The sequence below is a fragment of the Candidatus Methylomirabilota bacterium genome (assembly GCA_036001065.1).
Classification (GTDB): Bacteria; Methylomirabilota; Methylomirabilia; order Rokubacteriales; family CSP1-6; genus MNEF01.
Genome location: DASYUQ010000174.1, coordinates 38983 through 64488, shown reverse-complemented (window position 1 = coordinate 64488; position 25506 = coordinate 38983). Strand labels below are relative to the sequence as shown.

Sequence of the window (25506 nt, the reverse complement as noted above, 5' to 3'; positions counted from 1 at the left end):
ACTCGACCGCCAGCTCCGCGGTCGACCCGGGGACGCCCTGGACCTTGTACCTGGGCGTGATCGGAAAGAGCCCGCGCTCCATGAAGACCTTCTGACCGCGCTCGGTCAGGAGGAACTCGATGAAGGCCCGCGCGGCCTTCGGATTGCGCGCGCCGGCGACGATGGCCATCGGCTCGGGCGTGACGAAGGCATTCCGGGGCGCCACGAACTTGAGGTCGAAGCCGGCCAGCTTCTCCTCGAAGGCCATGTACGACGGCACCGCGAACCCCGCCGCAAACTCCCCCTTGGCCACCACGGTGGGCACGTCGCGGCTCCGCGCGGTGAAGTGGCCGGTGTTGGCGGCGAGCTTGCGCAGCCACTCCCAGCCCTTGTCCTCGCCGAACATCGACAGGATCACCTCGTAGGTGGCGTTGGACGACGACGAGCGCGTGGGCGCGCACTGGGCCACCTCGCCCTTCAGCTTGGGATGCAGGAGGTCGTCCCACTCCTTGGGCGCGGGGGCCCCGAGCCGCTGCACGCGCTTGGGATGGTAGACCAGCCCGTACGGCTCGAGCGCGGTGCCCACCCAGAAGCCGTCCTTGTCCTTGAGCGGGATGGGCTTGGGCTTGCCGATCGACGCGGGCACGGAGTCCCACGCCTCCTTCGAGATCTCCACCTTCTGGAGGAGCTTCTGGTCGGCGAGCTTCTCGAAGAGCGCCGACTCCCCGCCCCAGAAGATGTCGGCCTCCGGCTTGCCCTTCCACTCGACGATGCGACCGTAGGCGACCGGGGTGCCGGCGGGAAGGCCGCTCGTCTTCACGGTGACGCCGTACTTCTCCTTGGCGTAGTCGGCGAAGGCCTTCAGCGCCGCGTCGTGAATGAACTTCGACACCGGCGTGATCACCACCAGCTCACTCTCGATCGGGGCCTGGGCCGGCGCGGGCCGCGCCCCGCCGAGCGCCAGCAGCACTGCCACCGTGAGGATTCCAAGTCGTCGCATGCGGGCTCTCCTTGTCGGGGCCGCGGCTCAGCCGGCGGCCGCCCAGCCTTTCGCGCGCTCCACGGCGCGGCACCAGCCCCCGTAGCGTTTCGCGCGGGTGGCCTCGTCCATCGCCGGCACGAACGTGCGCTCGATGGCCACGCGCTCGGCCACCACGTCGAGCGCGCGCCACATCCCCGCGCCCAGGCCGGCCAGATACGCGGCGCCGAGCGCCGTCGTCTCGATCACCGCCGGCCGCAGCACCGGGAGGTTCATGATGTCCGCCTGGAACTGACAGAGAAAGTCGTTCGCCACCGCCCCGCCGTCCACGCGCAGCTGTCGCACGGCGATGGCCGCATCCGCCGCCATCGCTTCCAGCACGTCGCGGCTCTGGTAGGCGATCGCCTCCAGCGCCGCCCGCGTCAGGTGCGCGGCGGTCGTACCGCGCGTGACGCCCACGATCGTCCCCCGCGCGTACATGTCCCAGTACGGCGCGCCCAGACCGACGAACGCGGGAACGAAGTAGACCCCGCCGGCGTCCGGCACCGAGGTCGCCAGCGCCTCGCTCTCGGCCGCGGTCCTGATCAGCCCGAGGCCGTCGCGCAGCCACTGGACGGCGGCGCCCGCGATGAACACGCTGCCCTCGAGAGCATACGTCGTCCGGCCCCCGATCTGCCACGCGATCGTGGTGAGCAGCCCGCGCGTCGACGCCACCGGCGCTGGGCCCGTGTTGAGCAGGAGGAAGCAGCCGGTGCCGTACGTGTTCTTGGCGGCGCCGGGCTCCAGGCAGGCCTGGCCGAACAGCGCCGCCTGCTGATCGCCCGCAATGCCCGCGATGGGAATCCCGCGGGGCAGCCACTCCAGGTCCGCGCTCTCGCCGAACACGCCCGCGGAGGGCATCACCCGCGGCAGCACCTCGGGAGGGATCCCCAGGATCTCCAGCATCTCCCCGTCCCAGTCGACCGTGCGGAGGTTGAGGCAGAGCGTCCGGGAGGCGTTGGTGACATCGGTCGCGTGCACGCGCCCGCCGGTCAGCTTCCACAGGAGCCACGAGTCCACGGTGCCGAACGCCAGCTCGCCGCGCCCGGCGCGCGCGCGGGCGCCGGGCACGCGATCGAGCAGCCAGCGGACCTTCGTGCCCGAGAAGTAGGCGTCCAGCACGAGCCCCGTCCGCTCTCGCACGCGCGGCTCGTGCCCGTCGGCGCGCAGCCGGTCGCACATCTCGGCCGTGCGCCGGCATTGCCAGACGATCGCGCGGTGGATCGGCGCGCCGGTCGCCCGCTCCCACAGCACCGTGGTCTCGCGCTGGTTGGTGATCCCGACGGCGCCGATCTCGCTCCCCGAGATCCCCGCGGCCTTGAGGGCCGCCGTCGCCGCCTGCTGCGTGGTCGACCAGATCTCCTCGGGATCGTGTTCGACCCAGCCTGGCTGGGGATAGTACTGGGGAAGCTCGGCGTAGCCGCGCGCCCGCACGCGGCCCTCGACATCGACGACGAGCGCCGTCGAGCCCGAGGTGCCCTGATCGAGGGCGAGGATGTAGCGGCGCGCCGTCATCTCCCCACCAGCCGCAAGGCGAGGTTGGGGCGGTCGCTGATGACGACGTCCACGCCGAGGTCGATCATGCGGCGGATGTCCGCCTCGTCGTTCACCGTCCACGCCGCCAGCCGCAGGCCCGCCCGGCGCGCCGCCGCGACGACGTCGGCGTCGACCAACCGGTGGTCGATGCCGACGGCGGCGGCGCCGAGCTGGCCGGCCCGGGTCACGCTGGCGGCCGGCCCCACGCGCTCGTGCTGGACCTCGGCCCGGCCGAGCAGCCGCACGGTCCGGATCGCCGGGTGCAGCTCGCGGATGCGGCGGACCGTCTCGCCCTCGAAGGCCATGACCAGGACGCGGGACTCGAGGCCGCGGGCGCGCACGAGCGCGAGCACATGCTCCTCGATCCCGGGGTACCGCCGGCGGTCGGCGCCGACCTTGATCTCCAGCAGCAGCTCGGCCCGCCCGGGCTTGAGCAGATCGAGCAGCGCGGCCAGCGTGGGAATCGGCTCGCCGGTGACGCTGCCGTCGCGCGCCTTGAGCCTCAGCCGCGCCAGGTCGGCGAGCCGGGCCTCGCGCACGGCCCCCCGGCCCGTCGTCGCGCGGTCGAGCGTCGGATCGTGCAGCACGATCACCTCGCCGTCGGCGGTGAGGTGCACGTCACACTCGAGATAGTCCACGTCGAGCGCCAGCGCGGTGCGGAACGCCAGGAGGCTGTTCTCCGGCCAGAGGAGCGCGCCGCCCCGGTGCGCCGCCACCAGCGGACGGGGCGCCACGCCGAACGACGCGCCGATGCCGGCCGCGGCCAGCACGACCAGGGTCACCCAGGGGCCGGCGGATCTCACGGCGCCACCGCCGCCATGCGCACGGCCAGATCCGCCCGGTCGGTGATGATGACGTCCGCACCGAGGTCCGCCAGCCGGCGCATGGCCGCCTCGTCGTTGACCGTGAACACGCCGAGGGCGATCCCCGCCCGACGCGCCGCTTCGACGACGCCCTCGTCGCAGAGCGTGTAGTGCAGGCCCAGGAAGTTGGCGCGCGCCGCCGCCGCCCAGGCCACCGCCTCCACCGCCGGCGCCCCCGCTCCCTCGAGGTGCTGGCGGTCCACCAGCAGCGCGGTCGACTGCCGCGGCGCCAGCGCGCGGATCTCCGCGAGCACCGCGGGGTTGAAGGCCATGATGTAGGCGTGGTCGGCGACGCCCGCCGTCCCGACCGCTTCGACGACCTTCCTTTCCAGTCCTTCGTAGCGCGGGCCCGGAACGGCCCTCACGCGGTGGCCCTGGCGCTCGTAGCGCACGGCCGTCCCCGGCGTCTTGATCTCGATCAGGAGCGTGAGGTCCGCCGGCGCGGTCAGCGCCAGCACCTCGCCGATCGTCGGTACCCACTGGTCGGTCAGCGTGCCGTCGAGCCCCTTGAGGCGCACGCCGCGCAGCTCGGCCGCCGTGCGCGCCGCCACCGGGCCGGAGGCGTCCGTCGTCCGCTCCAGCGTCGGGTCGTGGATCACCACGGCCTCGCCGTCGGCCGTGCCGTGGACGTCGAACTCCAGGAGCCGGGCCCCGAGCGCGATGGCGTTGCCGAAGGCCAGCAGGCTGTTCTCGGGCCAGAGGGCCGCCCCGCCCCGGTGGACGACGAATCGGGGCATCTACTTCTCGCTCTCGACGAGGCCCTTCACGAACAAGAGGATCACCCCGCGTATCCTCCGGAGCCGGCGGCGCGGCGGGAGGTCAGAGCTTGAAGCGCTGGGAGCGCGCGACGTGCGCGTCCCAGGCGTCCAGCTCGGCCTGCAGCCGGCGCGGGGTCCAGCCGGCGAGCTGCGCCATCCGCCGGCCCATGGCTTCGGCGCAGTCCAGCCCCTGACACCGGCTGGTGCCGATGCCGGTGCGGCGCAGGAGCACGTCCTGGAGCGACACCGCCAGCTCCTCCTGCATCGCGTGGTGGATCTGGGCGACGATCTCCGGGTTCTGCGGACAGAGCCGCTCGGCGCCGCCCGGAACCTTGCCCGCCAGCTCGATCACCCGGCGGTAGGCGCGGCCATAGGTGGCGACGAGCGTCTCCAGCGCCTCGCGGCTGAGCCCGGAGGCCGCCATCTCCGGCGAGACGTCGAGCCACGCCCGCGCCTCGACGCGCCCCGTCTCCTCGTCGACGCCGTCGAGCGTCAGGCGGTCGGTGCGGCTGGGCGCGCGGCGCCCCAGCCTCTGCATCACGCGATCCCCCAGCGCGGCGGCCAGGCTGCGGTAGCAGGTCAGCTTCGTCCCCGTGATGGAGAGGAAGTCGCCGCCCGCCTCGGCCACCACCCGGTGCGCCCGCGACACGTCCGACGCGCGCTTGCCCTCCTCGAACGAGAGCGGTCGCACGCCGGCGTACGTGTACGCCACCTCCTCCGGCACCACGCGCCGATCGGGCACCGCCTTGCGGACCTCGTGGAGAAGATACGTGACCTCCTGGCGCGTGGCGTAGAGGCGATCGAGGTCGCCGTCGAAGTCGGTGTCGGTAGTGCCCACCAGGGAGAAGTCGCGCCACGGGATCACGAAGATCATCCGGTCGTCGCTGGTGCCGTGATAGACGGCGCGGTCCGTGAGTCGTGGCAGCAGGCAGTGGACGCCCTTGGTCCGCCGCACGATCCGCCGTCCCCGGTCGGCGATGCGCGCCCGCTCGCGGATCAGATCGACCCACGGCCCCGTCGCGTTGACGATGACCTGGGCGCCGAACGTCACCACGCGGCCGGTGAGGAGGTCGCGGGCCCGCACGCCCCGGATGCGCCCGCGCGGGTCCCGAACGACCTCTTCGACGTCGGCGTAGTTGAAGGCGCGGGCGCCGTGGCGGCAGGCCGAGAGCACGTTCTCCAGGCAGAGCCGCTCGGGGAACACCAGCAGGTCGTCGAAGTAGTAGCCGGCCCCCTTGAGGTCCTCCGCGCGGATCCCCGGCTCCAGGCTCAGCGCGTCGACGGGGCGCAGGACGCGGTAGCGTTCGCGGTCCCGCCCGGGCGTCAGCCAGTCGTAGAGCTTGAGGCCGATCCGGACCCTGATGAGGCTCCGTGACGAATCACGGTAGACGGGCACCAGGAAGGGCAGCGGTCGGACGAGGTGCGGGGCCAGCCGCCGGAGGGTCTCCCGCTCGCGCAGCGACTCGCGGACCAGGGCGACGTCGAAGAGCTCGAGGTAGCGCAACCCGCCGTGGATCAGCTTCGACGAGCGGGAAGTGGTGCCGGAGGCGAAGTCGCCCTTGTCCAGCAGCGCCACCGCCACGCCCCGCAGCGCGAGGTCGCGGGCGGCGCCGGCGCCCGCCATGCCGCCGCCGATGATGACGACGTCGTAGTCATCGTCGGTCAGCGCCGCTCGCGTCATGGCTGGATCAGCTCTCGGATCGATCCTATCACGGCGTCCGGCTCGATCTCGGCGATGCGCGGATCGTCTGGACGCGTGAGGCCGCTCAGCACGAGCACGGTCGCCAGCCCCCGCCGCTTGCCCATGACGATGTCGGTCTCCAGGCGGTCGCCGACCACAACGCAGTCGGCCGCCTCCACCCCCAGCGTCGCCAGCGCGACCTCCAGGATGATCGGCGACGGCTTGCCGACGATGATCTCCACCGCCCGGCCCGTCACCGCCTCGACGGCGGCGATCATGCCAGCGCAGTCGGGAATCTCGCCGTCCTCGGTGGGACACGTGCGATCGGGATTGGTGGCGATCAGCCGGGCCCCCGCCCGCACGGCCTGCGGCGCCGTGTTCAGCTTCGCGTAATCGAAGGTGCGGTCGAAGGCGATGACGACCCACCGTACGTGGTGGTCGCGCCGGACCTCGAACCCGGTCGCCCCCAGCTCGGCGATCAGTGGCGGCTCGCCGATGACGAAGACGGGGGCCCCCGGATCGAGGGCCGCCAGGTGGCGAGCCAGCACCAGCGACGAGCTGATCACCTCGTCCACGCGCGTGGGGATCCCCAGGCGGGTCAGCTTGAGCGCGTAGTCCCCGCGGGTCTGGAGCGGCTTGTTGGAGAGGAAGGCCACCCGGCGACCGGCGGCGCGCAGCGCCAGGATCGTCTCGCGCGCGCCAGGGACCAGCGCCTCGCCGCGATACACCGTGCCGTCGAGATCGAAGAGCCAGCCGCGGTGCGGCAGCCGGAGGCGGGGCGCCCTCACCGGGCGCGCACCACGCGCTCGCCGACCAGCCGGCGGATCTCCGCCGGGCGATAGCCGAGGTCCCGCAGCACCGCGCGCGTGTCGGCGCCGAGCGCCGGCGCGTGACGGCGCAGGCGCGCCGGCGTGCCGGTGAGTCGCAGCGGGAAGCCCATCATGCGCAGGCGGCCGGCCCGGGGATGGCGCGTGTCCATCACGACGCCGTTGAGCCTGAGCTGCGGGTGCTCGAAGACCTCCCGGCCCGAGTTCACGCGGCCGGCCGGCACGCCGCTCGCGACGAGCACCTTCAGCCACTCCTCGGTCGGGCGCGTGCGGAAGCGCGCCTCCAGCGTCTCGATCAGCTCGCCGCGCCGGGCGAGGAGGTTCGACCACGGCGTGTACCGCGGGTCGGTCAGCAGCGCCTCCAGCCCCAGCACCTTGCAGAGCCGCTGCCACAACCGCTCGGCGATGGCGGCCACCGTGATGAACCCATCCGCGGTCGGATAGGCGCGGTACATCGCCATCGGCGGCGGCGTGGTCTCGGGAGCGGCCTCGCCCTCCAGCCAGATGAAGCGGTGGGCCTGGAGCGCGACGCAGGCATTGACGAGCGCGGACTGGACGACCTGGGCCCGGCCGCCCCGCTCGCGCTGCAGCAGCGCCAGCGTGACGCCGTAGGCCAGCAGCAGCGCGCTGCCCGTGTCGGCGATGGGGGCGGCGTTGACGAGCGGCGCGCTCCGCCCGTCGGGATGGGGCAGGAGCAGGCCCGTCTCGCCCCCGACCACGATGTCGAAGGCCCGGCGGTGCGCGTCCGGCCCGCGGGGGCCGAACGCCGACAGCGCGCACACGATCAGCCGCCGGTGGCGCCGGGCCAGGGCGCGGCCGTCGAGCCCGAGCTTGACCAGGATCTGGGGGGCGAAGTTCGTGAGCAGCACGTCGGCCCGGGCCAGCAGGCGATCGAGCACGGCGCGGCCATCGGAGCGCGCATAGTCGAGCGACAGGCTGCGCTTGTTGCGATTGATGGCGAGAAAGAGCTGGCTGTCGCCCGCCGGCGAGGAGCGTCCCCACCGCCGCCAGTCCTCGCCCTCCAGCGTCTCGACCTTCACCACGTCGGCGCCGAAGTCGGCGAGGTGCATGGCGGCGAGGGGCGCGGCAAGGTGATGCGCCATCTCTACGACGCGATACCCCTGGAGCGGCAGCCGCGGCGGCGTCCGTTTCACCGGCGGCTAGCGCGCCTCCAGTCCGAGAACGAAGTATGGCGAAGGTAGTTGGACCGGCACTAGCGGATCAGGGGGGCGACGGCGGCCTGCGCGAGGTCCGCGAACGGCGCCGGCATCACCCCCAGGAGCACGATGCCGATGAGCGCGATCGTGAGCGCCAGGCCCCCGGCGAAGGACGGCGCCAGCGACGCCGAGGGCGCCTCCGGCTCCTGCATGTACATGTAGACGACCACCCTCAAGTAATAGTAGGCGGCGACGGCGGAGTTCAGCACGGCGATAACGGCCAGCCAGATGTAGCCGGCGCGCACCGCGGAGCCGAAGAGGTAGAACTTGCCGACGAAGCCGGCCAGGGGCGGGATGCCGATCAGCGACAGGAGGAAGAGGCCGAGCGTCAGGGCCAGCAGCGGATGGCGCCGCCCGAGCCCCGCGTAATCGCGCACCTCGACCGCCTCTTCCCCCGCCCGCTCGCAGAGCGCGATCACCCCGAAGGTGCCCACCGTGGTGAAGGTGTACGCCAGCAGGTAGAAGAGAACGGCGCCGGCGCCCGCCGCGCCGCCGGCCACCAGCCCGACCAGCATGTACCCGACGTGGGCGATGGAGGAGTACGCCAGCATCCGCTTGAGGTTCGACTGGGCGATGGCGACGACGTTGCCGACGGTCATGGTGAGCGCGGCCAGCGCCCACAGCAGCGTGGTGGCGTCCGGCTGGACCGTGCGCAGGCCGGCCACCAGCAGGCGGATGAGCGCCGCGAAGACCGCCGCCTTCGATCCGGTAGCGATGAGCGCGGCGACGCTGGTGGGCGCTCCCTGGTAGACGTCCGGGGCCCACATGTGGAAGGGCACGGACGAGATCTTGAAGCCGAAGCCCACCAGGAGCATCCCGAGCCCGACGAGGAAGAGCCGATCGCGCGGCCCCGCGCCGACGGCCACCGCGATGCGGTCGAAGTTGGTGGTGCCGGTGGCGCCGTAGACCAGGGCGATGCCGTAGAGGAGGAAGGCGGAGGCGAACACGCCGAGCAGGAAGTACTTCATCGAGGCCTCGCCCGCCTCCCGGCGCCACTTGAACAGCCCCGCCAGCACGTAGAGCGAAAGCGACATCAGCTCGATGGCCAGGAACACGACGATCAGGTCGTTGGCGGAGGCGAGCACCATCATGCCGGCGGTGGAAAAGAGGATGAGGCTGTAGCCCTCGCCCGACTCGGCGCCGAACCGACGCAGGTAATCCATCGAGAGGAGCACGATCAGCGCCGCCGCGTAGCAGATGACGATGTGGAAGAAGAGGGCGTAGTCGTCCAGCACGATCATGTCGTGGAAGGCGCGGCCCCCGCCGCCCCACGTCCTCAGGGTGGCCAGAAGCGCCCCCACCAGCCCGGCCAGCGCGACCGCGCCCAGGTGCGCCTTGCTGGCACGGGGCGGCAGGAGATCGAGCAGGAGCACCACGATGGCGGTGCCGACCACGATCAACGAGGGCAGGAGCGTGCCGAGCACGACCGGCGGCGCGGGGATCGGCGTCATCGCCGCGAGGTCCGCACCGGCTCGGCGGCCACGCTGGCCTTCGATTCGACCTGGGCGATCAACGCATCGATCGTGGCCTCGGTGGGCCCCGTGAAAGCGGTCGGGTAGACGCCGATCCACACGATGAACACCAGCACCGGCGCGATCACCACCCACTCGCGGGGCGTGAGGTCGGGCAGCCGGCGGTTCTCCTCGCGCGTCACCTCGCCGAAGATCACCCGCTGGTACATCCACAGCAGATAGACGGCCGCGAAGATGATCCCGGTGGTGGCCGCGGCGGCCAGCAGCCGGTTGACCTGGAAGACGCCGACGAGGATCAGGAACTCGCCCACGAATCCGTTCAACCCGGGCAGTCCCAGGGACGAGAGCGAGACGAGCAGCAGCACCGCCGAGAAGGCCGGCACGACCTTCCAGAGGCCCCCGAAGTCGGCGATGAGGCGCGTGTGCCGGCGCTCGTAGATCATGCCGACCAGGAGAAAGAGCGCACCCGTCGAGAGCCCGTGATTGACCATCTGGATGAGCCCGCCCACGAGCCCCTGGGTGTTCAGTGTGAAGATCCCCAGCATGACGAAGCCGAGGTGGCTCACGCTCGAGTAGGCGACGAGCTTCTTGAGGTCGGGCTGGACGGTCGACACCCAGGCGCCGTAGACGACCCCGATCACGGCCAGCGCGAAGATCAGGGGGCCGAAGTCCAGGCTGGCGTCGGGGAAGAGCGGCAGGCAGAAGCGCAGGAAGCCGTAGGTGCCCATCTTGAGCAGGACGCCGGCCAGGATGACGGAGCCGGCCGTGGGCGCTTCCACGTGCGCGTCCGGCAGCCAGGTGTGGAAGGGAAAGAGAGGCACCTTGATGGCGAAGGCCAGCGCGAAGGCCAGGAACATGAGGTCCTGCCCGAGCCCGGCCGGCACCACCCAGCGGGCCAGCGTCGGCAGATCGAAGGTGAACGTCCCGGTGGCAGCCCCGTGCTGGTAGTAGAGGGCCAGGATGGCCACCAGCATCAGCACGGAGCCGACCATCGTGTAGAGGACGAACTTGACCGCCGCGTAGATGCGGCTGGGCCCGCCCCAGACCCCGATGATGAAGTACATCGGGATCAGCATCGCCTCCCAGAAGACGTAGAAGAGGAATAGGTCGAGGCTCACGAAGACGCCGAGCATGCCCGTCTCGAGGACGAGCATGGTCACCACGAACTCCTTGATGCGATCGTCGATCGCGTGCCAGGCCGAGAGGAGCGCGATCGGCATCAGGAACGTGGTCAGCAGCACCAGCAGCAGGCTGATGCCATCGATGCCCAGGTGGTAGGCCACGCCGAGCGTCGGCATCCAGCGCGCGTATTCCTCGAACTGGTAGTCGGCCGACCCCGCGTTGAAGGCGACGTAGAGCGGCACCGACAGCGCGAAGGTGGTCAGGGCGACGACGAGCGCGCCTACCCGCAGGGCGTTCGCGCGATGGCGCGGCACCAGCGCCAGCGCCAGCCCGCCGGCGGCGGGCAGGAACGTCACCGCCGAGAGGATCCCCACCGTCATCGGGTGAGCATGAAGCCGAGCAGCGCCACCGCGCCCACCAGCATCGCCAGCGCGTAGTTGACGACGTACCCCGTCTGGGCGCGCCGGAACCCCGCCGCCCCGGCCAGGATGGCGCGCCCGGCCAGGTTCACGAGACCGTCGACCACGCCGAGGTCGACGACGCGGGCCATGTACGTCGACAGCGCCAGCAGCGGCCGCACGATGGCGCGGTCGTACAGCGCGTCGACGTAGTAGGCGTTCAGCAGCAGGGCCTGGATCGGCGGGCGCGGGCGGCCGATCCTCTCCGGCCGCACCGGGGCCGACATATACATGAACCACGCCAGCACGATGCCCGCCGTCGCCACGACCACGTTGAGCATCAGCAGGACGAAGGTGACGAAGCCGCTGTGCGCGGCCTCGGGGAGCGGGAAGACGGGGGCCAGGAACCGCGCGAAGCGCGTTCCCTGCTCGGACGGCACGCCCAGGGCCCAGCCGGCCGTCACGGTGAGGAGCGCCAGGACGGCCAGCGGCACCGTCATCACCGCCGGCGATTCGTGGACATGATGGGCCACCTCGCGCGGCATGCGGGGGCCGCCGAAGAAGGCCAGGAAGAGCAGGCGGAACGAATAGAAGGCGGTGAGGAACGCGCCCAACAGCAGCAGCGCCCACAGCAGGCGGTGCCCGCCCGCGAACGCGGAGGCCAGAATCTCGTCCTTCGAGAAGAAGCCGGCCAGGCCGGGCAGGCCGGCCAGCCCGGCCGCGCCGATGGCCATGGTGAGCGCCGTCGTGACCATCTTGGGGGCCAGCCCGCCCATCTTCCGGAGGTCCTGCTCGCCGCCGAGCGCGTGGATGACGCTGCCGGCGCCCAGGAAGAGGAGCGCCTTGAAGAAGGCGTGCGTCACCAGGTGGAAGATGCCGGCCGCGTAGGCCCCGAGCCCGACGGCAGCGAACATGTATCCGAGCTGGCTGATCGTCGAGTAGGCCAGCACCCGCTTGATGTCGGTCTGGACGAGCGCGACGGTGGCGGCGAACAACGCGGTGGCCACGCCGACCCACGCCACCACCTCCAGCGCCAGGCCCGAGCGCTCGAAGAGGGCGTGGCTCCGCGCGACCATGTAGACGCCCGCGGTGACCATGGTGGCGGCGTGAATGAGCGCGGAAACCGGCGTCGGGCCCTCCATCGCGTCCGGCAGCCAGGTGTGGAGCGGCAGCTGGGCCGACTTGCCGCACGCGCCCATGAAGAGCAGGAGCGCGATACCGGTGGCCACCGCCGGCGAGAGCTGGTTGACCCTGGCGAAGACGTCGGCGTAGTCCAGCGTGCCCAGCGCGGTCCAGAGCCACATGACGCCGAGGCCGAAACCGAAGTCGCCGACACGGTTGACGATGAACGCCTTCTTGCCCGCCTGCGCGGCCGCCGGGCGCGTGTACCAGAAGCCGATCAAGAGGTAGGAGCAGAGGCCCACCGCTTCCCAGAACACGTAGAGGAGCAGGAAGTTGCCGGCCAGGACCAGCATCGTCATGGAGAAGACGAAGAGGTTCAGGTAGGCGAAGTAGCGGGCGTACCCGGGGTCGCCGTGCATGTAGCCCACCGAGTAGAGGTGGATGAGGAACCCGACGCCGGTGACGACCAGCAGCATGACGCCGGCGAGCGGATCGACCTGCGCCGCCACCGACGTTTCGAAGTCGCCGGCGACGATCCAGGGGAAGAGCCGGGGGGCGACGGTGCGGCCGCTCCAGATCCCCGCCAAGACCGCGCAGGCGGCGAGGAACGACCCGGCCAGCGCAGGCACCGCGATCCAGTGAGCGCGCGAGCGGATGACGCGCCCCCCGAGCATGTTGACGAGCGCGCCGGCGAGCGGAAAGGCGGGGATCAACCAGACGGCGGTGGACACCGCGCCAATCTAGCCAGGGCCCGGAGGGGTGTCAAGCAACCGCCGTGGTATGATGCGCCTCGTGCCTCGGCGGTCCCGGACTCCCCTCGTCGTGCTTCTCGTCCTCGTCCTGGCGGGTGCCGTGTCGTATCTGGTCTGGCGCCAGTCGGTGCCGGACGTGCGCGTGACGGCGGCGCCGCCGCGCTTCGTCGGCCAGAAGACGCCGCTCACCTTCGTCGTCGAGGCGGCCCGCGGCAACGTCGCGCGCGTCGAGGTGCGCGTCGTGCAGGGCGATCAGCCCGTGGTCGCCGCCAGGCCGGAGGGCCCGCTGGGCCCCCGCGCCGAGATCGCGGTGACGCTGGAACCGGCGGCCAGGGGCCTTCGCGAGGGCGAGGCCACCATCGAGGTGTGGGGGCGTGACGACTTCTGGCGTCCGCTCCCCGCCCGCGAGCGCGCCGCCGCCAGCTATCCCGTCACCATCGACCTCACGCCACCCAAGCTCGACGTCGTGGCCGCCACGCGCTATCTGGCGCCGGGCGGGGCCGCGCTGGTCGTCGTCCGCGCCGGCGACGCCGCCCGCGCCGAGACGCGCGTGGGCGCGCTCGCGTTCCCGACCTTTCCGCTGGGGGCGCCGGGCACGCGCGTGGGCTTCTTCGCGCTGCCCTACGACTACGCCGCGGGGACGCCCATCACGGTCACCGCCGAGGATGAGGCCGGCAACAGCACGTCCCGCGGGATCAGCGCCGAGGTGCTGCCCCGTCGTTTCCGTCGGGACCGGATCGAGATCAAGGACGCCTTCCTCCAGGCCAAGATCCCGGAGCTGCTGCCGCAGCATCCGGCCACGCGCCCGCTCCTCGACGCCTTCCTGGTCATCAATCGTGACCAGCGCCGCCAGGCCGAGGCGGAAAAGCGGCGCTTGGCCGTCAAGACCGCCGATCGGCCGCTCTGGGATGGCCCGTTCCTGCAGCCCCGGAACACCAAGGTCTTCTCGAACTTCGCCGAGACGCGCACGTACGTCTACGCCGGGCGCGACGTCGACACGCAGGTGCACTTCGGCTACGACCTGGCCTCGACCAGGCAGGCGCCGGTGCCGGCCGCGAACACGGGCACCGTCCTCTTCACGGGGCCCCTGACGATCTACGGCAGCACGATCATCCTCGATCACGGTCTCGGCCTCATGACCCTCTACAGCCATCTCTCGACGATCGCCGTCAACGCCGGCGACCACGTGGTCAAGGGCCAGGAGATCGGGCGGACGGGCACCACCGGCCTGGCCATCGGCGATCACCTGCACTACGAGGTGCTGGTGCACGGCGTCTCGGTGACGCCGCTGGAATGGTGGGACGCGAAGTGGATTCGGGACCGGATCAGCGAGCCGCTGGCGGCGGCGGGCCTGGCCCCGATCAAGAGTCCCGAGTCACGCGACCCGGCGCCGCGGCCGGCGGCCGTCCCGGCGCGTCCCGGTCCCCGCCGGACCCGCTAGAAGCCTCGGCGGGGGGCTTCGCCCCCCTTCCGAAACCTCCCCCCAGGAACAGGTGGCGCCGACACGCTGCTAGAAACTCCCGAACTTCTCGTACGCCTGCAGCGGCGTCATCCCCCGGCGCACGGCGGAGCGCACCTTGTTCTCGGTCCCCACGAGCCTCTCGGAGCGGATCAGCACCTCGTGGGCGACGCGGCGCGGGACGACGACGACGCCGTCGATGTCGGCGACGATGACGTCGCCGAGGCTCACGCGCACCCCCCCGATGGTCAGTGGCAGCCCCCAGTCGGTCACCCGCCAGCGCGGCACCGAGTCCTGAGGCGTGCGGTAGCGCACGAAGGTCGGGAAGCGGAGCCGGCCGATGGCGGCGGCGTCCCGCGTGGCGCCGTCGATCACGGCCCCCCGCACGCGCCGCGTGCGGAACCAGTGCGCGGACAGTTCGCCGAAGTGTGCGGCCGTGTTGTCGTTAGCCGCCAGCACCAGGACCGAGTTGCCGGGCACCGTCCCCAGCATCTTCAAGAACTGCCGCAGCGTCTGATCGCGCTCGCGCGCCGACCCTCGATGCGGGCGGCCGCGCGCGGTGAACGCGTAACCGGCCAGCCGCATGTCGGCGGTGAGCGGCTGGATCGTGGACGGCAGGGTCTGACGCGACAGCCCCATCTCGTCCATGACGTCGGTGACGGCGGGAGTGGGGAGCTTCCCGAATCGCCGCGGCAGGTTGTCAGCAGACCTCGCCATCGTCGGCTCCTCGCAAGAGGTTCGCGAGCGGCACCAGCGCTAGCTCAGGCCGTGAGTGCCGCCCGCGCGAAGCTTCAACGCGTCCGGAGACCGGCCAGTAGCGCGCGGGGCGGGACGTAGTCGCCGGCGACGCCGAGCAGGAGGTCGAGGAGTGCCGGGCGGCGCGCCAGGACGCGCGCCGCCAAGTTCGCCAGCCAGCGGCGCCGGATGACGGCCTGCAGCGCGCGGACGAAACGCTCCTTGTCGCCGAAGCAGGCGCGCCGGGCCCGCTCGTAGGCGGCCAGCGTCGCCGCCGACCAGTCACCCGCCCGGAACGCCTGCGCGGCCGTCTCCGCCGCCAGCTCGGCCGCGCGCAGGGCGCTGAAGACACCCTCGCCCGTCAGCGGGTCGTAGAAGCCCGCGGCGTCGCCGACCAGCAACACGCCCCCCACCCGCGGCGGCCGCACCCGGTAGGCGAGTGGCCCCATCGCCTGCACCGGCGCCACCCGCTCGGCGCCGCTCACGCGCCGGGCCAGATGCGGCAGCTGCCTGACACGCGCGGCGAAGAAGACGTCCAGCCGATCGCTCCACGGCGTCACGTGCTCGAGCGGGACGACGATGCTCATGTTCACGCGGTCGGGCGCCAGCGGGTTCAAGATCGCGTAGTCGGGCGGGTCCACGAAGATCTCGCCGGCGTCGCGGCAGTCCGGCAGCCCCGCCACGTAGGTGACGAGGGCCATGCGCCGCAGGCGGTGGGGGCGGCGGCACCCCAGCCGCTGGGCGATCACCGAGGCGCGGCCATCGGCGCCGACCACCAGCGGCGCGCGAAAAGCGCGCCGCCGGCCCTCGGCGTCGATCGCCTCCACGCCGACGATCCGGTCACCCTCGCCGAGGACGTCGGTCACGCGCACCTGCTCGCGGAAGTCCACGGGCAGGGCGCGGAGCCGATCGACCAGCGCGGCGTCCAGCCTCGAGCGCGCGAGACCCATCGCGTGCCCCCGATAGGGCTGCCAGGGCCCCACCGTACGATAGGTGCCGGCGACGACCGTGCCGTCGGGCGCGGTGATCCGCATGCCCGTCACCAGCGCCGCGCCGGCCGCGTCGAGGGCCTTGAGCACGCCGAGGCCGTCGAGGATGCGCACCGCCTCGGGGCTCAGGTACTCGCCACAAACCTTCGGGCGGGGGAACTTCGCCCGGTCGAGCACGAGGACCTCGAGGCCCCGCTCCGCCAGGAGGATGGCGGTCGCCGCGCCGGCCGGGCCGGCGCCGACGACGATGGCGTCCGCCTCCGACCTCATGCCAGCACCGCCACGATCCGGCCGAGCCACGGATAGCGACGAATCGCAACGCGCGCGAGGCCGGCCTTGTCGGCCAGCACCCGCAGCTCCTCCGCCGCGTAGGCGCGGCGGACCGAGAGCGGCCCGTCGTGGCGCGAGAAGCGGTGGCGGCAGAAGAGCCGCGTCACCAGCCACACCAGGCCCAGCGTGAGCCGCGAGCGCAGCAGGTCGTTGACCACCACCCCCCCGCGCGCGGTCGCCCCCATCTCCCGGAGAGACGCGACCGCGGCATCGGGCTCGAGGTGGTGGAGCGTCAGCGACGCCGTGACGACGTCGGCCGCGCCCTCCCGGAAGGGCAGCGCCGTGGCGTCCGCCCTCACCCGGAGGATGCCGGCGCCGGCGCCCGCGCACTCCCGGTCGACCACGACGACGCGGACCGCGCGTCCCCCGCGCCGGGCCCAGCCGATCAGCCGGTGGGCGAAGTCCCCGCGGCCGCCGCCGACGTCGACGACCAGCAGCGCCCGCCCCCCGGCCGCCGCCCCGGCCAGGCGGCGGATCTCGCGCAGCGTCAGCCAGTAGCCGCCGAACCAGGCATTGAGCCGATCGATGTCGTCGAGCGAGGCGTCGCGATCCGCCCGCGGCACGGGCCGGTCCAGATACTCGATCGCTCCCTCCACTCGCGGCATCACCATGGGACACCGCTCGCCTCGGCCGCGCGGGACCTTCTATGTTCGCTCGCCTCGGGCGCAGGGGCCCCAGCCCCTGGCCGCCCTGCGGCTCGCCCCGCGGGCCGGCCTGCGGCTCGCACGTCCTTGTTCATCGCTCGCCTCGGACGGGCGGGGCCCAGCCCGCCGCCGCCCTACGGCTCGCACTGCGACCCAGGCTCGCCTCGGCCGCGGGCCGGCCTGCGGCTCGCACTACCATCTAAGCAAGGCGCCTTCGGCCGCGAAGCCGGGGCCGAGGCCGATCATGAGCCCCCAATCGCCCGGCACCGGCGACCCGGCGCGTAGCGTCTCCTCGAGCACGAAGAGGATCGTCGCCGACGACATGTTGCCGTACCTTCTCAGCACCCCCCGCGCGTGCGCCATCTGCTCGTCGGTGAGCCCGAGCAGCCCGCGCGCGCGATCGAGCACGCGCCGCCCCGCCGAGTGCAGGATCCAGTGGCGGATATCCTCGCGCTTGAGTCCCTGGACGTCCATCAACGCCTTCGCCATCTCCCCGAGCATGGCGGCGCCGATGCGGCGCACGTCCTTCGAGAGGACCACCCGGAGGCGGCCGCCGGGATACTCGAAGCCCATCGCGTCGAGATGCTCGGGTCTGAAGAGCGTGCGGTGGGCCACGATGGCGGGGCCATTGTCGGTGGCCGACAGCGCCAGGGCTCCGGCGCCGTCGGCGAAGATGGCGTGGGCGACCGCCGACTCCAGGCGCTGATCGAGGAAGTACGCGGCCGAGCAGATCTCCACCGCCACCACCAGCGCGCGGTGCTCCGGGAACGCGTGGAGATGATTCCACGCCTGCTGCAGCGCCACCATCGCGGAGGCGCAGCCGGTGTCGCCCACGTGCGCGCGCTGGACGTCGGCCCGACAGCCGAGGCGCCCGATCAGGTGAGCGTCCAGGCTCGGGGTGAGGCGCCCGGTGCAGGTGGTGGTGGCGACGAAGTCCACGTCGCCGGCTGTCCAGCCGGCCAGCGCCAGCGCCCGCCGCGCCGCTGCCTCCGAGAGCTCCAGCGCGCCTCGCCGGAAGCGATCCTGCAGCTCGTCCACACTCTCGTCGGGACGGAAGCGGCGGGGGTCGATGTAGAGGAAGCGGCTCTCGATCTGGCTGCGCTCGAAGAAGCCGCGGCGCTGCCCGTCCGTGTAGCCGGAAAGCGCCAGCAGCTCGGCCTGCGTGAACCGGTAGGGGGGCGTCGCCGTCGCCACGGCGGCGATCCTCGGCATCGGCATTCCACCCTCCATCGCCCGAAGGACTTCGCGTAAGATAGGAGCCGATTCCGAGCATACTGCGAGGGCCCGCCTCATGCCACTGTTCAGCTTCGAGGGAAAGCGCCCCCACGTGCACCCGTCGGCGTTCATCGCGCCGACCGCGGTCCTGATCGGCGACGTCACGGTCGAGGAGAACGCCTCCATCTGGTACAACGCCGTCATCCGTGCTGACTTCGGTCCGATCGTCATCCGGCGGGGCGCCAACGTCCAGGACTGCGCCGTCGTCCACGTGACGCCCGTCAATCCGGTGGAGGTAGGCCCCGGCGCGACGATCGGTCACACCTGCGTCGTCCACGGCGCCACCCTCGGTGAGGAGGCGCTCGTCGGCAACGGGGCGACCGTCCTCGACGGCGCCCGCATCGGAGCGCGCGCCATGATCGGCGCCGGCGCGCTGGTCACCCCGGGCACCGAGATTCCCGAGGGCATGCTCGCCCTCGGCGCGCCCGCCAAGATCAAAGGACCCCTGGCCGGGACCCCGGCCGAGTTCTGGGTGCGCGCCAATCCCACCGGCTACCAGGCCCTGGCCCAGCGCCACAAGCACGGCATCGTGGCCATCGGGGGATGATTCCGGCGGCGCACCCCGAGCGGCACTTCACGGGCAACCGGGCCGTGCGCGACCTCGTGCTCGGCATGGCGGACGGGCTGACCGTGCCCTTCGCGCTGGCGGCCGGGCTCACCGGAGCCATCGACACGACGTGGATCATCGTAGTGGCCGGGCTCGCCGAGGTCGCCGCCGGCGCCCTGGCCATGGGCCTGGGCGGCTACCTGGCGGCCAGGAGCGACGCCGAGCACTATGAGAGCGAGCGCCGGCGCGAGCAGCGCGAGGTCCGCGAGAAGCCCGAGGCGGAGGCGGCGGAAGTGGTCGAGGTCCTGGAGACGTACGGCGTCAAGGCGGAAGAGGCCCGGCCCCTCGTCGACGCCTTGAAACGGCACCCGGAGGGCTGGGTGGACTTCATGATGCGTTTCGAGCTGGGCCTCGAGCGGCCCGATCCGGGCCGGGCGCTGGCGAGCGCGCTGACGATCGGCGGCGCCTACGTCATGGGCGGGCTCATCCCGCTGTGGCCCTACATGGTCTTCCCCCAGGCGACCAGCGCCCTGACGGTCTCGACCGTCGTCACCATCGTGGCCCTGCTGGTCTTCGGTTACATCAAGGGGCGCTTCACCGGAGCGCCGCCCGTGCGGAGCGCGCTCCAGACGGCGCTGATCGGCGGGCTGGCCGCCGGCGCCGCCTTCGCCATCGCCCGCGCGATCGCCTGACGGCCATGCCCATCAAGCGCATCGCGTTCCTCGTGTTCCCGCGCCTGACCCTCCTCGACTTCATCGGCGGCTACGACGCCCTGCGACGCGTGGCCACCATGGGGGTCGATCCCGCCGTGACCCACCGAGTCATCGGGACGGACGCCGAGATCGGGGACGAGACCGGGCTCCTGATCAGGCCCGACGCGGTCTACGAGGACCTGGCCGCCTTCGACCTCCTCTACGTCCCGGGCGGCTTCGGCACGCGCGCGCTCGTCAACGACGCGCGCCTGATCGATTATCTGAAATCGTGGGGGACCGAGCGCCCGTTGGCGTCGGTCTGCACGGGCGCGCTGCTGCTCGGCAAGGCCGGCTATCTGGCCGGCCGGCGGGCGACCACGCACCACCGGGCCTACGACCTTCTCCGACCCTACTGTCGCGAGGTCGTCAGCGACCGGCGCATCGTCGACGAGGGCCAGGTGGTCACCGCGGGGGGCGTGGCCTCCGCGCTCGACCTCGGGCTCTACCTGGTCGAGAGGTTCTGGGGCACCTCCGCCCGGGAGGAGATCGCCGCCCAGATGGAGTACCGCGGCTACTCGGCGGTGTGATCCAGTCGGAGGGGGCCTCGACGGCCCCCTCCGAAACCTCCCCCAGCAAGGATTGCGCGGGCGAAGCCCGCGCTCGAACGGTGGTTACTCCGACGCGCTCCTGTAGCCTCTCACCGGCCACAGCGGCTTCACGAACTGCTCGAGCCACTCCTCCAAGATCTGGCGGAGCGATCGAAGCGGTCCCGGCTTGACACCACGCCGATCCATCGTGCGCTCCCCCCACCGGCTAGCGCGCCTAGCCGGCGTGGGGCTGCTCGCGACGGTGCCGGTCGGCCGAGAGCATCGCGAAGATCCGGAGCAACAACTCCTCGTGATCCGCGACGTTGTGCGGGAAGACTCCGAACTCGGCGAGATCGACGAGGTCGACCGTGCGGAGCCTGACCTCGGCGCCGCGCTCACCCAGCGTGACGGCCTGGAAGCACGAGCGGCCGGGTCCGGGATGATCGGTGACGAGCACGAAGTGCAGCGCCGGCCAGTGACGTCGGGCCAGGACGAAGATCGAGGAGTCCCGGCGCTTGTTCTCGAGCGCGATGAACTGCTCGACGAAGGGCCGATAGGTGACGTCGATCAGGAACTCGCGCTCGGCGCCCTCCGGCCCCGGGACGAAGACGAAGAAGCTCGGCGCGAAGTCCTCGCGGACGAATCGGGGCTTGCTGCCATCCGCGTCGAAGGGGCGCACGCGGTAGCGGGCCCGGCGGAAGATCGACTCCACCAAGGCGACGGCGATCCGGTCTTTCGTCTCATGAAGATCCACGGCCCGCCGGTAGAGCAAGACCGGGGCCACGCCGTCACGCCGTCGCCGACGTGATCTTTCGAGGGGTTCCGATCGTTCGGCGGCCGGGCGGGGTGTCAGCCTGACAGACAGTGACCAGGAAGCGGACAGCCCGTCACCGCCCCTGGAACTTCGGCGCGCGCTTCTCCTTGAAGGCGGCGACGCCCTCGGCGTGGTCGGCCGTCTCACGGACGATCGCCATGTGGGACGACACGAGGTCGAGGTGCGTGCGGAGGTCGAGCCGCAGGCTCTGATAGACCAGCCGCTTGATCATGCGGACGGGGATCTGGGGCCCGCTCGCGATTTGTTCGGCCAGCGCGCAGGTGGCGTCCCTGAGCTGGGCGGCGGGGACCACGCGGTTGACGATCCCCAAGCGGAGCGCCTCGGCCGCCTCGACGAAGTCCGCCGTCCACAAGAGCTCCAGCGCCTTGGCGACGCCCACCAGGCGCGGCAGGAAGTAGGTGTCGCCGTCGCCGGGGACCAGCCCCACCTTCACGTAGCCCGTCGAAAAGCGCGCCTCCTCGGAGGCGATGCGCACGTCGCACATGAGGCACATCCCCATGCCCGCCCCCACCGCCAGGCCGTTGACCATCGCGATCACCGGCTTGTCCATGGCCTCCAGCGTCTTGGGGATCCGGTGGATGTGCTCCCAGAGCTGGTTCTTGTGGTCGAGCCCGCTGGGCTTGCCCTCGCCCATGCGCCCCACGTCGCCGCCGGCGCAGAAGGCGCGGCCGCTTCCGGTGACGACGACCACGTGGACGCGGTCGTCCCGCTGGGCTTCGCCCAGGGAGGCGGCCCAGGCGTCGACCATCGGCCCCGTGAAGGCGTTGAGCTTGTCGGGACGGTTCAAGGTGATGGTGGCGATCCGGTCCTTCACCTCGTAGAGCAGCTCACTCATGACCCATCAGTCTTTGGGCAGCCCGAGCACGCGCTCCCCCAGGATGTTTCTCAATATTTCCGACGTTCCCGCGCGGATCCCGCTGGCCTGGGCGAGCAGCGCATAGAACTCCCACTGGCCCTCGTCCGGCGCCCACGCCGAGCCGTGGGCGACCTGTGCATATGGGCCGATCACCTCGGCGGCGACCTGCGCCAGCTCCTGGTCCACCTGGCTCCAGAAGAGCTTGGAGGTCGAGCCTTCGGGCCCCGGCTGACCGCCCCGGAGAATGTTCGTGAGGCTCCGATAGGCGTTGAGCTGGAGCGCCTGCTCGCCGATCCAGATGTTGGCGATCTTCTGCCGCACGACCGGATCGCGGGCCCGTCCGCGCTCCCCCGCGAGCTTGACCAGGCGGTGCACCGCGTTGCGCAGCGAGATGTGCCGGATGAAGGTCAAGAGGTCGCGCTCGTAGGCCAGCGTCGTGAGGGCGACGCTCCACCCCTCGTTCGGCTTGCCCACGAGGTGGTCCACGGGCACCCGGACGGTGTCGAAGAAGACCTCGTTGAACTCCGCCTCGCCCGTGATCTGGCGGAGGGGCCGGACCGTGATGCCGGGCGATTTCATGTCGACCAGCAGGAAGGTGATGCCCTTGTGCTTGGGGGCCGCGGGATCGGTGCGGACCAGCAGGAAGCACCAGTCGGCGACGTGGGCCATGCTCGTCCACACCTTCTGGCCGTTGACGACGAAGTGATCGTCCACGAGCGCGGCGCGCGTCTGGAGATTGGCGAGATCCGAGCCCGCGTTGGGCTCGGAGAATCCCTGACACCAGATCTCGTCGGCGGTGAGGATCCCGGGAAGGAAGCGCTTCTGCTGGGCCGGCGTGCCGTGCTTCATGAGGGTCGGCCCCAGCATCGAGAGGCCGCCGCGGTTGACGAACTGCGGCGATTCCGCGCGCGCCAGCTCCTGGTAGAGGATGACCTGCTCGACCAGGGTGGCGCCGCGGCCCCCGAACTCGCGCGGCCAGTCCATGCCGACGTAACCGGCCTCGTACATCCGCTTCTGCCAGCCCCGGAGCTTTCGGACCTCTTCGCGGTCGGCCCGGGAGGCGGCGAAGGCGCGACCGCGCAGGTCGTCTGGCAGGTTCTGCTCCAGCCACCGCTGGACCTCCTTGCGGAATGCCTCCTGCTCGGGCGTGAAATCGAAATCCATCAGTGCATCACCACCCCGCCGTCGACGTTGAGAGCCTGCCCGGTGATGTTCCGCGCCTCGTCGGAGGCCAGGAAGACCGCGGCCCAGGCGATGTCGTCGGGAGTCTGCTCGCGCTTCATGGGCACGAGGTCGGCCACGCGCCTTTCGAACACCTGGCGGGGCGTCATTCCCGCGAAGGCCGGGTTGGTCGTGGCGATGTGCGCGGCCAGCTTCTCCCAGAACGCGGTGTAGAGCACCCCCGGGCAGATCGCGTTCACGGTGACGCCGTAGGGCGCCAGCTCCTTGGCGACGATCCTGGTAAACGTGATGACGCCCATCTTGGCCACGCTGTACGGCGGCATCGTGAGCGCGGCGATGGGGCCGGCGATGGACGCGATGTTGATGATGCGCCCGCTCTTCCGCTCGATCAGGTACGGCGCGATCGCCTTGCAGGTGAGAAACACCGACTTGGTGTTCACCGCGAACGCGCGGTCCCAATCCTCCTCGGTGTTGTTGGTGAAGGGCATCCCGGGAGAGGCCGCCGCGCCGGCGTTGTTGACGAGGACGTCGATCTTGCCGAGGGTCTCCCGCGTGCGGTCGATCATGGCTTTGGCGTCGGCGGCGCTCGTCACGTCCGTCTTCATGGCGGCCACCCGCCGCCCTAACGCCTTGATCTCGGACGCCACCTTTTCGGCGTTCAGGACCTGGATGTCGGAAATGGCGACGTCCGCGCCCTCGCGGGCCATGGCCAGGGCGATCCCACGTCCGATGCCGCTGCCCCCACCCGTTACGATCGCGACTTTGCCCGCCAGCCGCATTCGCTTCCTCCGATCTCCTCTATAATCGAGGGCTCCGGGAGGCACTCATGACAACACAGCATCTCCGCAGCCGCAACTGGTTCGGGCGACGGGACCTGGACGGGTTCGTCCATCGCTCGTGGCTCAAGACCGAGGGGTTCAGCGATCTCGTCTTCGACGGCCGTCCGGTGGTCGGCATCGCCAACTCCTGGTCCGAGCTGACCAACTGCAACGCCCATCTGCGCCAGGTCGCCGACGCGGTCAAGCGCGGCGTGTGGTCCGCCGGCGGCTTCCCGCTCGAGTTCCCGACGATCTCGCTCGGGGAAGTGCTGATGAAGCCCACCACGATGCTCTTCCGCAACTTGATGGCGATGGACGTCGAGGAGTGCATCCGCGCCTATCCGCTGGACGCGGTCGTGCTGCTCTCGGGCTGCGACAAGACCACCCCCGCCATGCTCATGGGCGCGGCCTCGGCGGACATCCCTGCGCTCATGGTCACCGGCGGCCCGATGCTCCGGGGCAAGTGGCGCATGGAGGAGCTGGGCTCGGGCACCGACGTCTGGCGCCTGTGGGCGGAGCGCCGGGCCGGACGTCTCACGGACGAGGAGCTGTGCGAGGCGGAATCCTGCATGTCCCGCTCGGCCGGTCACTGCATGGTCATGGGCACGGCGTCCACGATGGCCTCGATGGCGGAGGCGCTGGGCATGACCCTGCCGGGCAACGCCGCCATTCCCGCGCCGGACTCGCGGCGCCTGGCGCTGGCCGAGCTGTCCGGCCGCCGCGCGGTCGCGCTGGCGCTGGCCGGCGGTCCCAAGCCCTCCGAGATCATGACGGCGATGGCGTTCGACAACGCCATCCGCGCCGACATGGCCATCGGCGGCTCCACCAACGCCATCATCCACCTGGTGGCGATCGCCGGCCGGCTGGGCGTGCGGCTCCCGCTCTCCCGCTTCGACGAACTGTCCAAGACCACGCCCCTCCTGGCCAACCTGCGCCCGTCGGGGAAATATCTGATGGAGGACTTCTTCTACGCCGGCGGGCTGCCGGCGGTGCTCAAGGAGCTGTTACCGCTACTCCACGGCGACGCGCTCACCGTGAACAGCGCCTCGATGGCCGACAACGTCCGCGAGGCGCAGTGCTACAACGAAGACGTCATCCGTCCGCTCGCGATGCCACTGGGGTCCGAGGGCGGAACCGTGATCCTCTCCGGCAACCTCTGCCCCGACGGCGCCGTGCTCAAGCAGTCGGCGGCCTCGCCGCACCTGCTCACCCATCGGGGGAAGGCGGTCGTCTTCGAGGACCACGACGATCTGCACCGGCGGATCGACGACCCCGCGTTGTCGATCGACGACGCGTCCGTGCTCGTCCTCAAGCACGCCGGCCCCAAGGGGGCTCCCGGCATGCCGGAATGGGGCGCGGCCCCGATTCCGGCGCGCCTGCTGAAGAAGGGCCTCAAGGACATGGTGCGGATCTCCGACGCGCGGATGAGCGGGACGTCGTACGGCACGGTGGTGCTCCACGTGGCGCCGGAGTCGGCCATCGGGGGTCCCCTGGCGCTCGTACGCGAGGGCGACGAGATCGAGCTGAACGTGCCGAAGCGCACGCTGACGCTCCGCGTGGGCGATGAGGAGCTGGCCCGTCGCCAGGCGGCCTGGAAGCCGCGGCCGCCCCACTTCACCCGCGGCTACGGCCGGCTCTTCCTCGATCACGTGCTGCAAGCCAACGAGGGCTGCGACTTCGACTTCCTGCGTGGCCGGACGCCGGCGCGCGCCGAGGACACCGCCGGCCCTTCGCACTCCTGAGACGGCGGCGCGCCCGAGACCCCCTCCGACGACCTAGTGCCGTTCCAACTATTCGCGCCTAGGAAGGCAC

General features: G+C 71.5%; 23 protein-coding genes. 5 read left to right on the top strand and 18 right to left on the bottom strand.

Annotated elements, in window-relative coordinates:
- The 10 genes from VGV13_17350 to nuoL form a co-directional block, all read right to left on the bottom strand.
- Positions 1-979 (bottom strand): extracellular solute-binding protein (locus VGV13_17350; GenBank protein HEV8642858.1); only part of this gene is annotated, 979 nt, incomplete at its 3' end.
- Positions 980-1006: 27 nt separating this feature from the next.
- The gene (gene glpK, locus VGV13_17345) at positions 1007-2512 is read right to left on the bottom strand and encodes a glycerol kinase GlpK (GenBank protein ID HEV8642857.1); all 1506 of its coding nucleotides are present in this window, start codon (positions 2510-2512) and stop codon (positions 1007-1009) included.
- Entirely contained in the window at positions 2509-3336 is an 828-nt protein-coding gene (locus VGV13_17340) for a glycerophosphodiester phosphodiesterase family protein (GenBank protein HEV8642856.1), read from the bottom strand. Before VGV13_17340 ends, glpK begins: the two co-directional genes overlap by 4 nt.
- A complete protein-coding gene (locus tag VGV13_17335) occupies positions 3333-4133 on the bottom strand; it encodes a glycerophosphodiester phosphodiesterase family protein (protein ID HEV8642855.1) in 801 nt (266 codons plus the stop codon). The genes VGV13_17340 and VGV13_17335 overlap by 4 nt, the downstream gene beginning before the upstream one ends.
- Before the next feature lie 82 nt (positions 4134-4215).
- A complete protein-coding gene (locus VGV13_17330; GenBank protein HEV8642854.1) occupies positions 4216-5835 on the bottom strand; it encodes a glycerol-3-phosphate dehydrogenase/oxidase in 1620 nt (539 codons plus the stop codon).
- Positions 5832-6623, bottom strand: a complete 792-nt coding sequence (locus VGV13_17325) for an HAD-IIA family hydrolase (GenBank protein HEV8642853.1) — start codon at positions 6621-6623, stop codon at positions 5832-5834. The genes VGV13_17330 and VGV13_17325 overlap by 4 nt, the downstream gene beginning before the upstream one ends.
- Positions 6620-7816 (bottom strand): CoA transferase, encoded by a 1197-nt coding sequence (locus tag VGV13_17320; GenBank protein HEV8642852.1) that lies wholly within the window; start codon positions 7814-7816, stop codon positions 6620-6622. Before VGV13_17320 ends, VGV13_17325 begins: the two co-directional genes overlap by 4 nt.
- A 59-nt stretch (positions 7817-7875) precedes the next feature.
- Positions 7876-9330, bottom strand: a complete 1455-nt coding sequence (locus VGV13_17315) for an NADH-quinone oxidoreductase subunit N (protein ID HEV8642851.1) — start codon at positions 9328-9330, stop codon at positions 7876-7878.
- Entirely contained in the window at positions 9327-10853 is a 1527-nt protein-coding gene (locus VGV13_17310) for an NADH-quinone oxidoreductase subunit M (GenBank protein HEV8642850.1), read from the bottom strand. The genes VGV13_17315 and VGV13_17310 overlap by 4 nt, the downstream gene beginning before the upstream one ends.
- Complete coding sequence (nuoL, locus tag VGV13_17305) at positions 10850-12724, bottom strand: NADH-quinone oxidoreductase subunit L (GenBank protein ID HEV8642849.1); 1875 nt, start codon at positions 12722-12724, stop codon at positions 10850-10852. Before nuoL ends, VGV13_17310 begins: the two co-directional genes overlap by 4 nt.
- Positions 12725-12785: 61 nt before the next feature.
- Here nuoL and VGV13_17300 point away from each other — a divergent pair, with 61 nt between their 5' ends.
- Positions 12786-14186 (top strand): M23 family metallopeptidase, encoded by a 1401-nt coding sequence (locus VGV13_17300; protein HEV8642848.1) that lies wholly within the window; start codon positions 12786-12788, stop codon positions 14184-14186.
- 69 nt (positions 14187-14255) lie between these two features.
- On the opposite strand, the gene VGV13_17295 is transcribed toward VGV13_17300, so the two are convergent.
- From VGV13_17295 to VGV13_17280, 4 genes are all read right to left on the bottom strand, one after another.
- Entirely contained in the window at positions 14256-14921 is a 666-nt protein-coding gene (locus tag VGV13_17295; protein ID HEV8642847.1) for an RraA family protein, read from the bottom strand.
- 74 nt (positions 14922-14995) lie between these two features.
- Entirely contained in the window at positions 14996-16198 is a 1203-nt protein-coding gene (locus VGV13_17290) for an NAD(P)/FAD-dependent oxidoreductase (GenBank protein HEV8642846.1), read from the bottom strand.
- Positions 16195-16869 carry a class I SAM-dependent methyltransferase gene (locus VGV13_17285; protein HEV8642845.1) on the bottom strand — a complete coding sequence of 225 codons (675 nt, stop codon included), beginning with the start codon at positions 16867-16869 and terminating at the stop codon, positions 16195-16197. The genes VGV13_17290 and VGV13_17285 overlap by 4 nt, the downstream gene beginning before the upstream one ends.
- Positions 16870-17094: 225 nt before the next feature.
- Positions 17095-18120 (bottom strand): type III polyketide synthase, encoded by a 1026-nt coding sequence (locus VGV13_17280; protein HEV8642844.1) that lies wholly within the window; start codon positions 18118-18120, stop codon positions 17095-17097.
- Between the two features lie 73 nt (positions 18121-18193).
- On the opposite strand from VGV13_17280, the gene VGV13_17275 reads away from it, so the two are divergent.
- The 3 genes from VGV13_17275 to VGV13_17265 are packed head-to-tail and all read left to right on the top strand — an operon-like array spanning position 18194 to position 20003.
- Positions 18194-18724 carry a gamma carbonic anhydrase family protein gene (locus tag VGV13_17275; GenBank protein ID HEV8642843.1) on the top strand — a complete coding sequence of 177 codons (531 nt, stop codon included), beginning with the start codon at positions 18194-18196 and terminating at the stop codon, positions 18722-18724.
- Positions 18721-19416, top strand: coding sequence for a VIT1/CCC1 transporter family protein (locus VGV13_17270; GenBank protein ID HEV8642842.1), 696 nt, complete (start codon positions 18721-18723; stop codon positions 19414-19416). Before VGV13_17275 ends, VGV13_17270 begins: the two co-directional genes overlap by 4 nt.
- A 5-nt stretch (positions 19417-19421) precedes the next feature.
- Positions 19422-20003, top strand: coding sequence for a DJ-1/PfpI family protein (locus tag VGV13_17265; GenBank protein HEV8642841.1), 582 nt, complete (start codon positions 19422-19424; stop codon positions 20001-20003).
- A gap of 235 nt (positions 20004-20238) precedes the next feature.
- Here the strand turns inward: VGV13_17265 and VGV13_17260 are convergent, their stop codons facing one another.
- The 4 genes from VGV13_17260 to VGV13_17245 all read right to left on the bottom strand — a co-directional run bounded on the left by VGV13_17260 (position 20239) and on the right by VGV13_17245 (position 23655).
- Positions 20239-20787: a hypothetical protein gene (locus VGV13_17260; GenBank protein HEV8642840.1), complete on the bottom strand. Its 549-nt coding sequence runs from the start codon at positions 20785-20787 to the stop codon at positions 20239-20241.
- A 103-nt stretch (positions 20788-20890) separates the two neighbouring features.
- The gene (locus VGV13_17255) at positions 20891-21673 is read right to left on the bottom strand and encodes an enoyl-CoA hydratase-related protein (GenBank protein ID HEV8642839.1); all 783 of its coding nucleotides are present in this window, start codon (positions 21671-21673) and stop codon (positions 20891-20893) included.
- A 6-nt stretch (positions 21674-21679) separates the two neighbouring features.
- Positions 21680-22858: an acyl-CoA dehydrogenase family protein gene (locus tag VGV13_17250; protein ID HEV8642838.1), complete on the bottom strand. Its 1179-nt coding sequence runs from the start codon at positions 22856-22858 to the stop codon at positions 21680-21682.
- Positions 22858-23655, bottom strand: a complete 798-nt coding sequence (locus tag VGV13_17245) for a glucose 1-dehydrogenase (protein HEV8642837.1) — start codon at positions 23653-23655, stop codon at positions 22858-22860. Before VGV13_17245 ends, VGV13_17250 begins: the two co-directional genes overlap by 1 nt.
- A gap of 47 nt (positions 23656-23702) precedes the next feature.
- Here VGV13_17245 and VGV13_17240 point away from each other — a divergent pair, with 47 nt between their 5' ends.
- Positions 23703-25436, top strand: coding sequence for an IlvD/Edd family dehydratase (locus VGV13_17240; GenBank protein ID HEV8642836.1), 1734 nt, complete (start codon positions 23703-23705; stop codon positions 25434-25436).
- Positions 25437-25506 lie beyond the last annotated feature (70 nt).

Excerpts from the sequence above, each read along its gene's own strand:
- VGV13_17250 (HEV8642838.1), bottom strand. The coding sequence starts at position 22,858 with ATGGATTTCGATTTCACGCCCGAGCAGGAGGCATTCCGCAAGGAGGTC.
- VGV13_17330 (HEV8642854.1), bottom strand. The coding sequence starts at position 5,835 with ATGACGCGAGCGGCGCTGACCGACGATGACTACGACGTCGTCATCATC.
- VGV13_17275 (HEV8642843.1), top strand. The coding sequence starts at position 18,194 with ATGCCACTGTTCAGCTTCGAGGGAAAGCGCCCCCACGTGCACCCGTCG.
- VGV13_17280 (HEV8642844.1), bottom strand. The coding sequence starts at position 18,120 with ATGCCGATGCCGAGGATCGCCGCCGTGGCGACGGCGACGCCCCCCTAC.
- VGV13_17295 (HEV8642847.1), bottom strand. The coding sequence starts at position 14,921 with ATGGCGAGGTCTGCTGACAACCTGCCGCGGCGATTCGGGAAGCTCCCC.
- VGV13_17240 (HEV8642836.1), top strand. The coding sequence starts at position 23,703 with ATGACAACACAGCATCTCCGCAGCCGCAACTGGTTCGGGCGACGGGAC.
- VGV13_17270 (HEV8642842.1), top strand. The coding sequence starts at position 18,721 with ATGATTCCGGCGGCGCACCCCGAGCGGCACTTCACGGGCAACCGGGCC.
- VGV13_17255 (HEV8642839.1), bottom strand. The coding sequence starts at position 21,673 with ATGAGTGAGCTGCTCTACGAGGTGAAGGACCGGATCGCCACCATCACC.
- VGV13_17315 (HEV8642851.1), bottom strand. The coding sequence starts at position 9,330 with ATGACGCCGATCCCCGCGCCGCCGGTCGTGCTCGGCACGCTCCTGCCC.
- VGV13_17265 (HEV8642841.1), top strand. The coding sequence starts at position 19,422 with ATGCCCATCAAGCGCATCGCGTTCCTCGTGTTCCCGCGCCTGACCCTC.
- VGV13_17335 (HEV8642855.1), bottom strand. The coding sequence starts at position 4,133 with ATGCCCCGATTCGTCGTCCACCGGGGCGGGGCGGCCCTCTGGCCCGAG.
- glpK (HEV8642857.1), bottom strand. The coding sequence starts at position 2,512 with ATGACGGCGCGCCGCTACATCCTCGCCCTCGATCAGGGCACCTCGGGC.
- VGV13_17245 (HEV8642837.1), bottom strand. The coding sequence starts at position 23,655 with ATGCGGCTGGCGGGCAAAGTCGCGATCGTAACGGGTGGGGGCAGCGGC.
- VGV13_17285 (HEV8642845.1), bottom strand. The coding sequence starts at position 16,869 with ATGGTGATGCCGCGAGTGGAGGGAGCGATCGAGTATCTGGACCGGCCC.
- VGV13_17290 (HEV8642846.1), bottom strand. The coding sequence starts at position 16,198 with ATGAGGTCGGAGGCGGACGCCATCGTCGTCGGCGCCGGCCCGGCCGGC.
- VGV13_17310 (HEV8642850.1), bottom strand. The coding sequence starts at position 10,853 with ATGACGGTGGGGATCCTCTCGGCGGTGACGTTCCTGCCCGCCGCCGGC.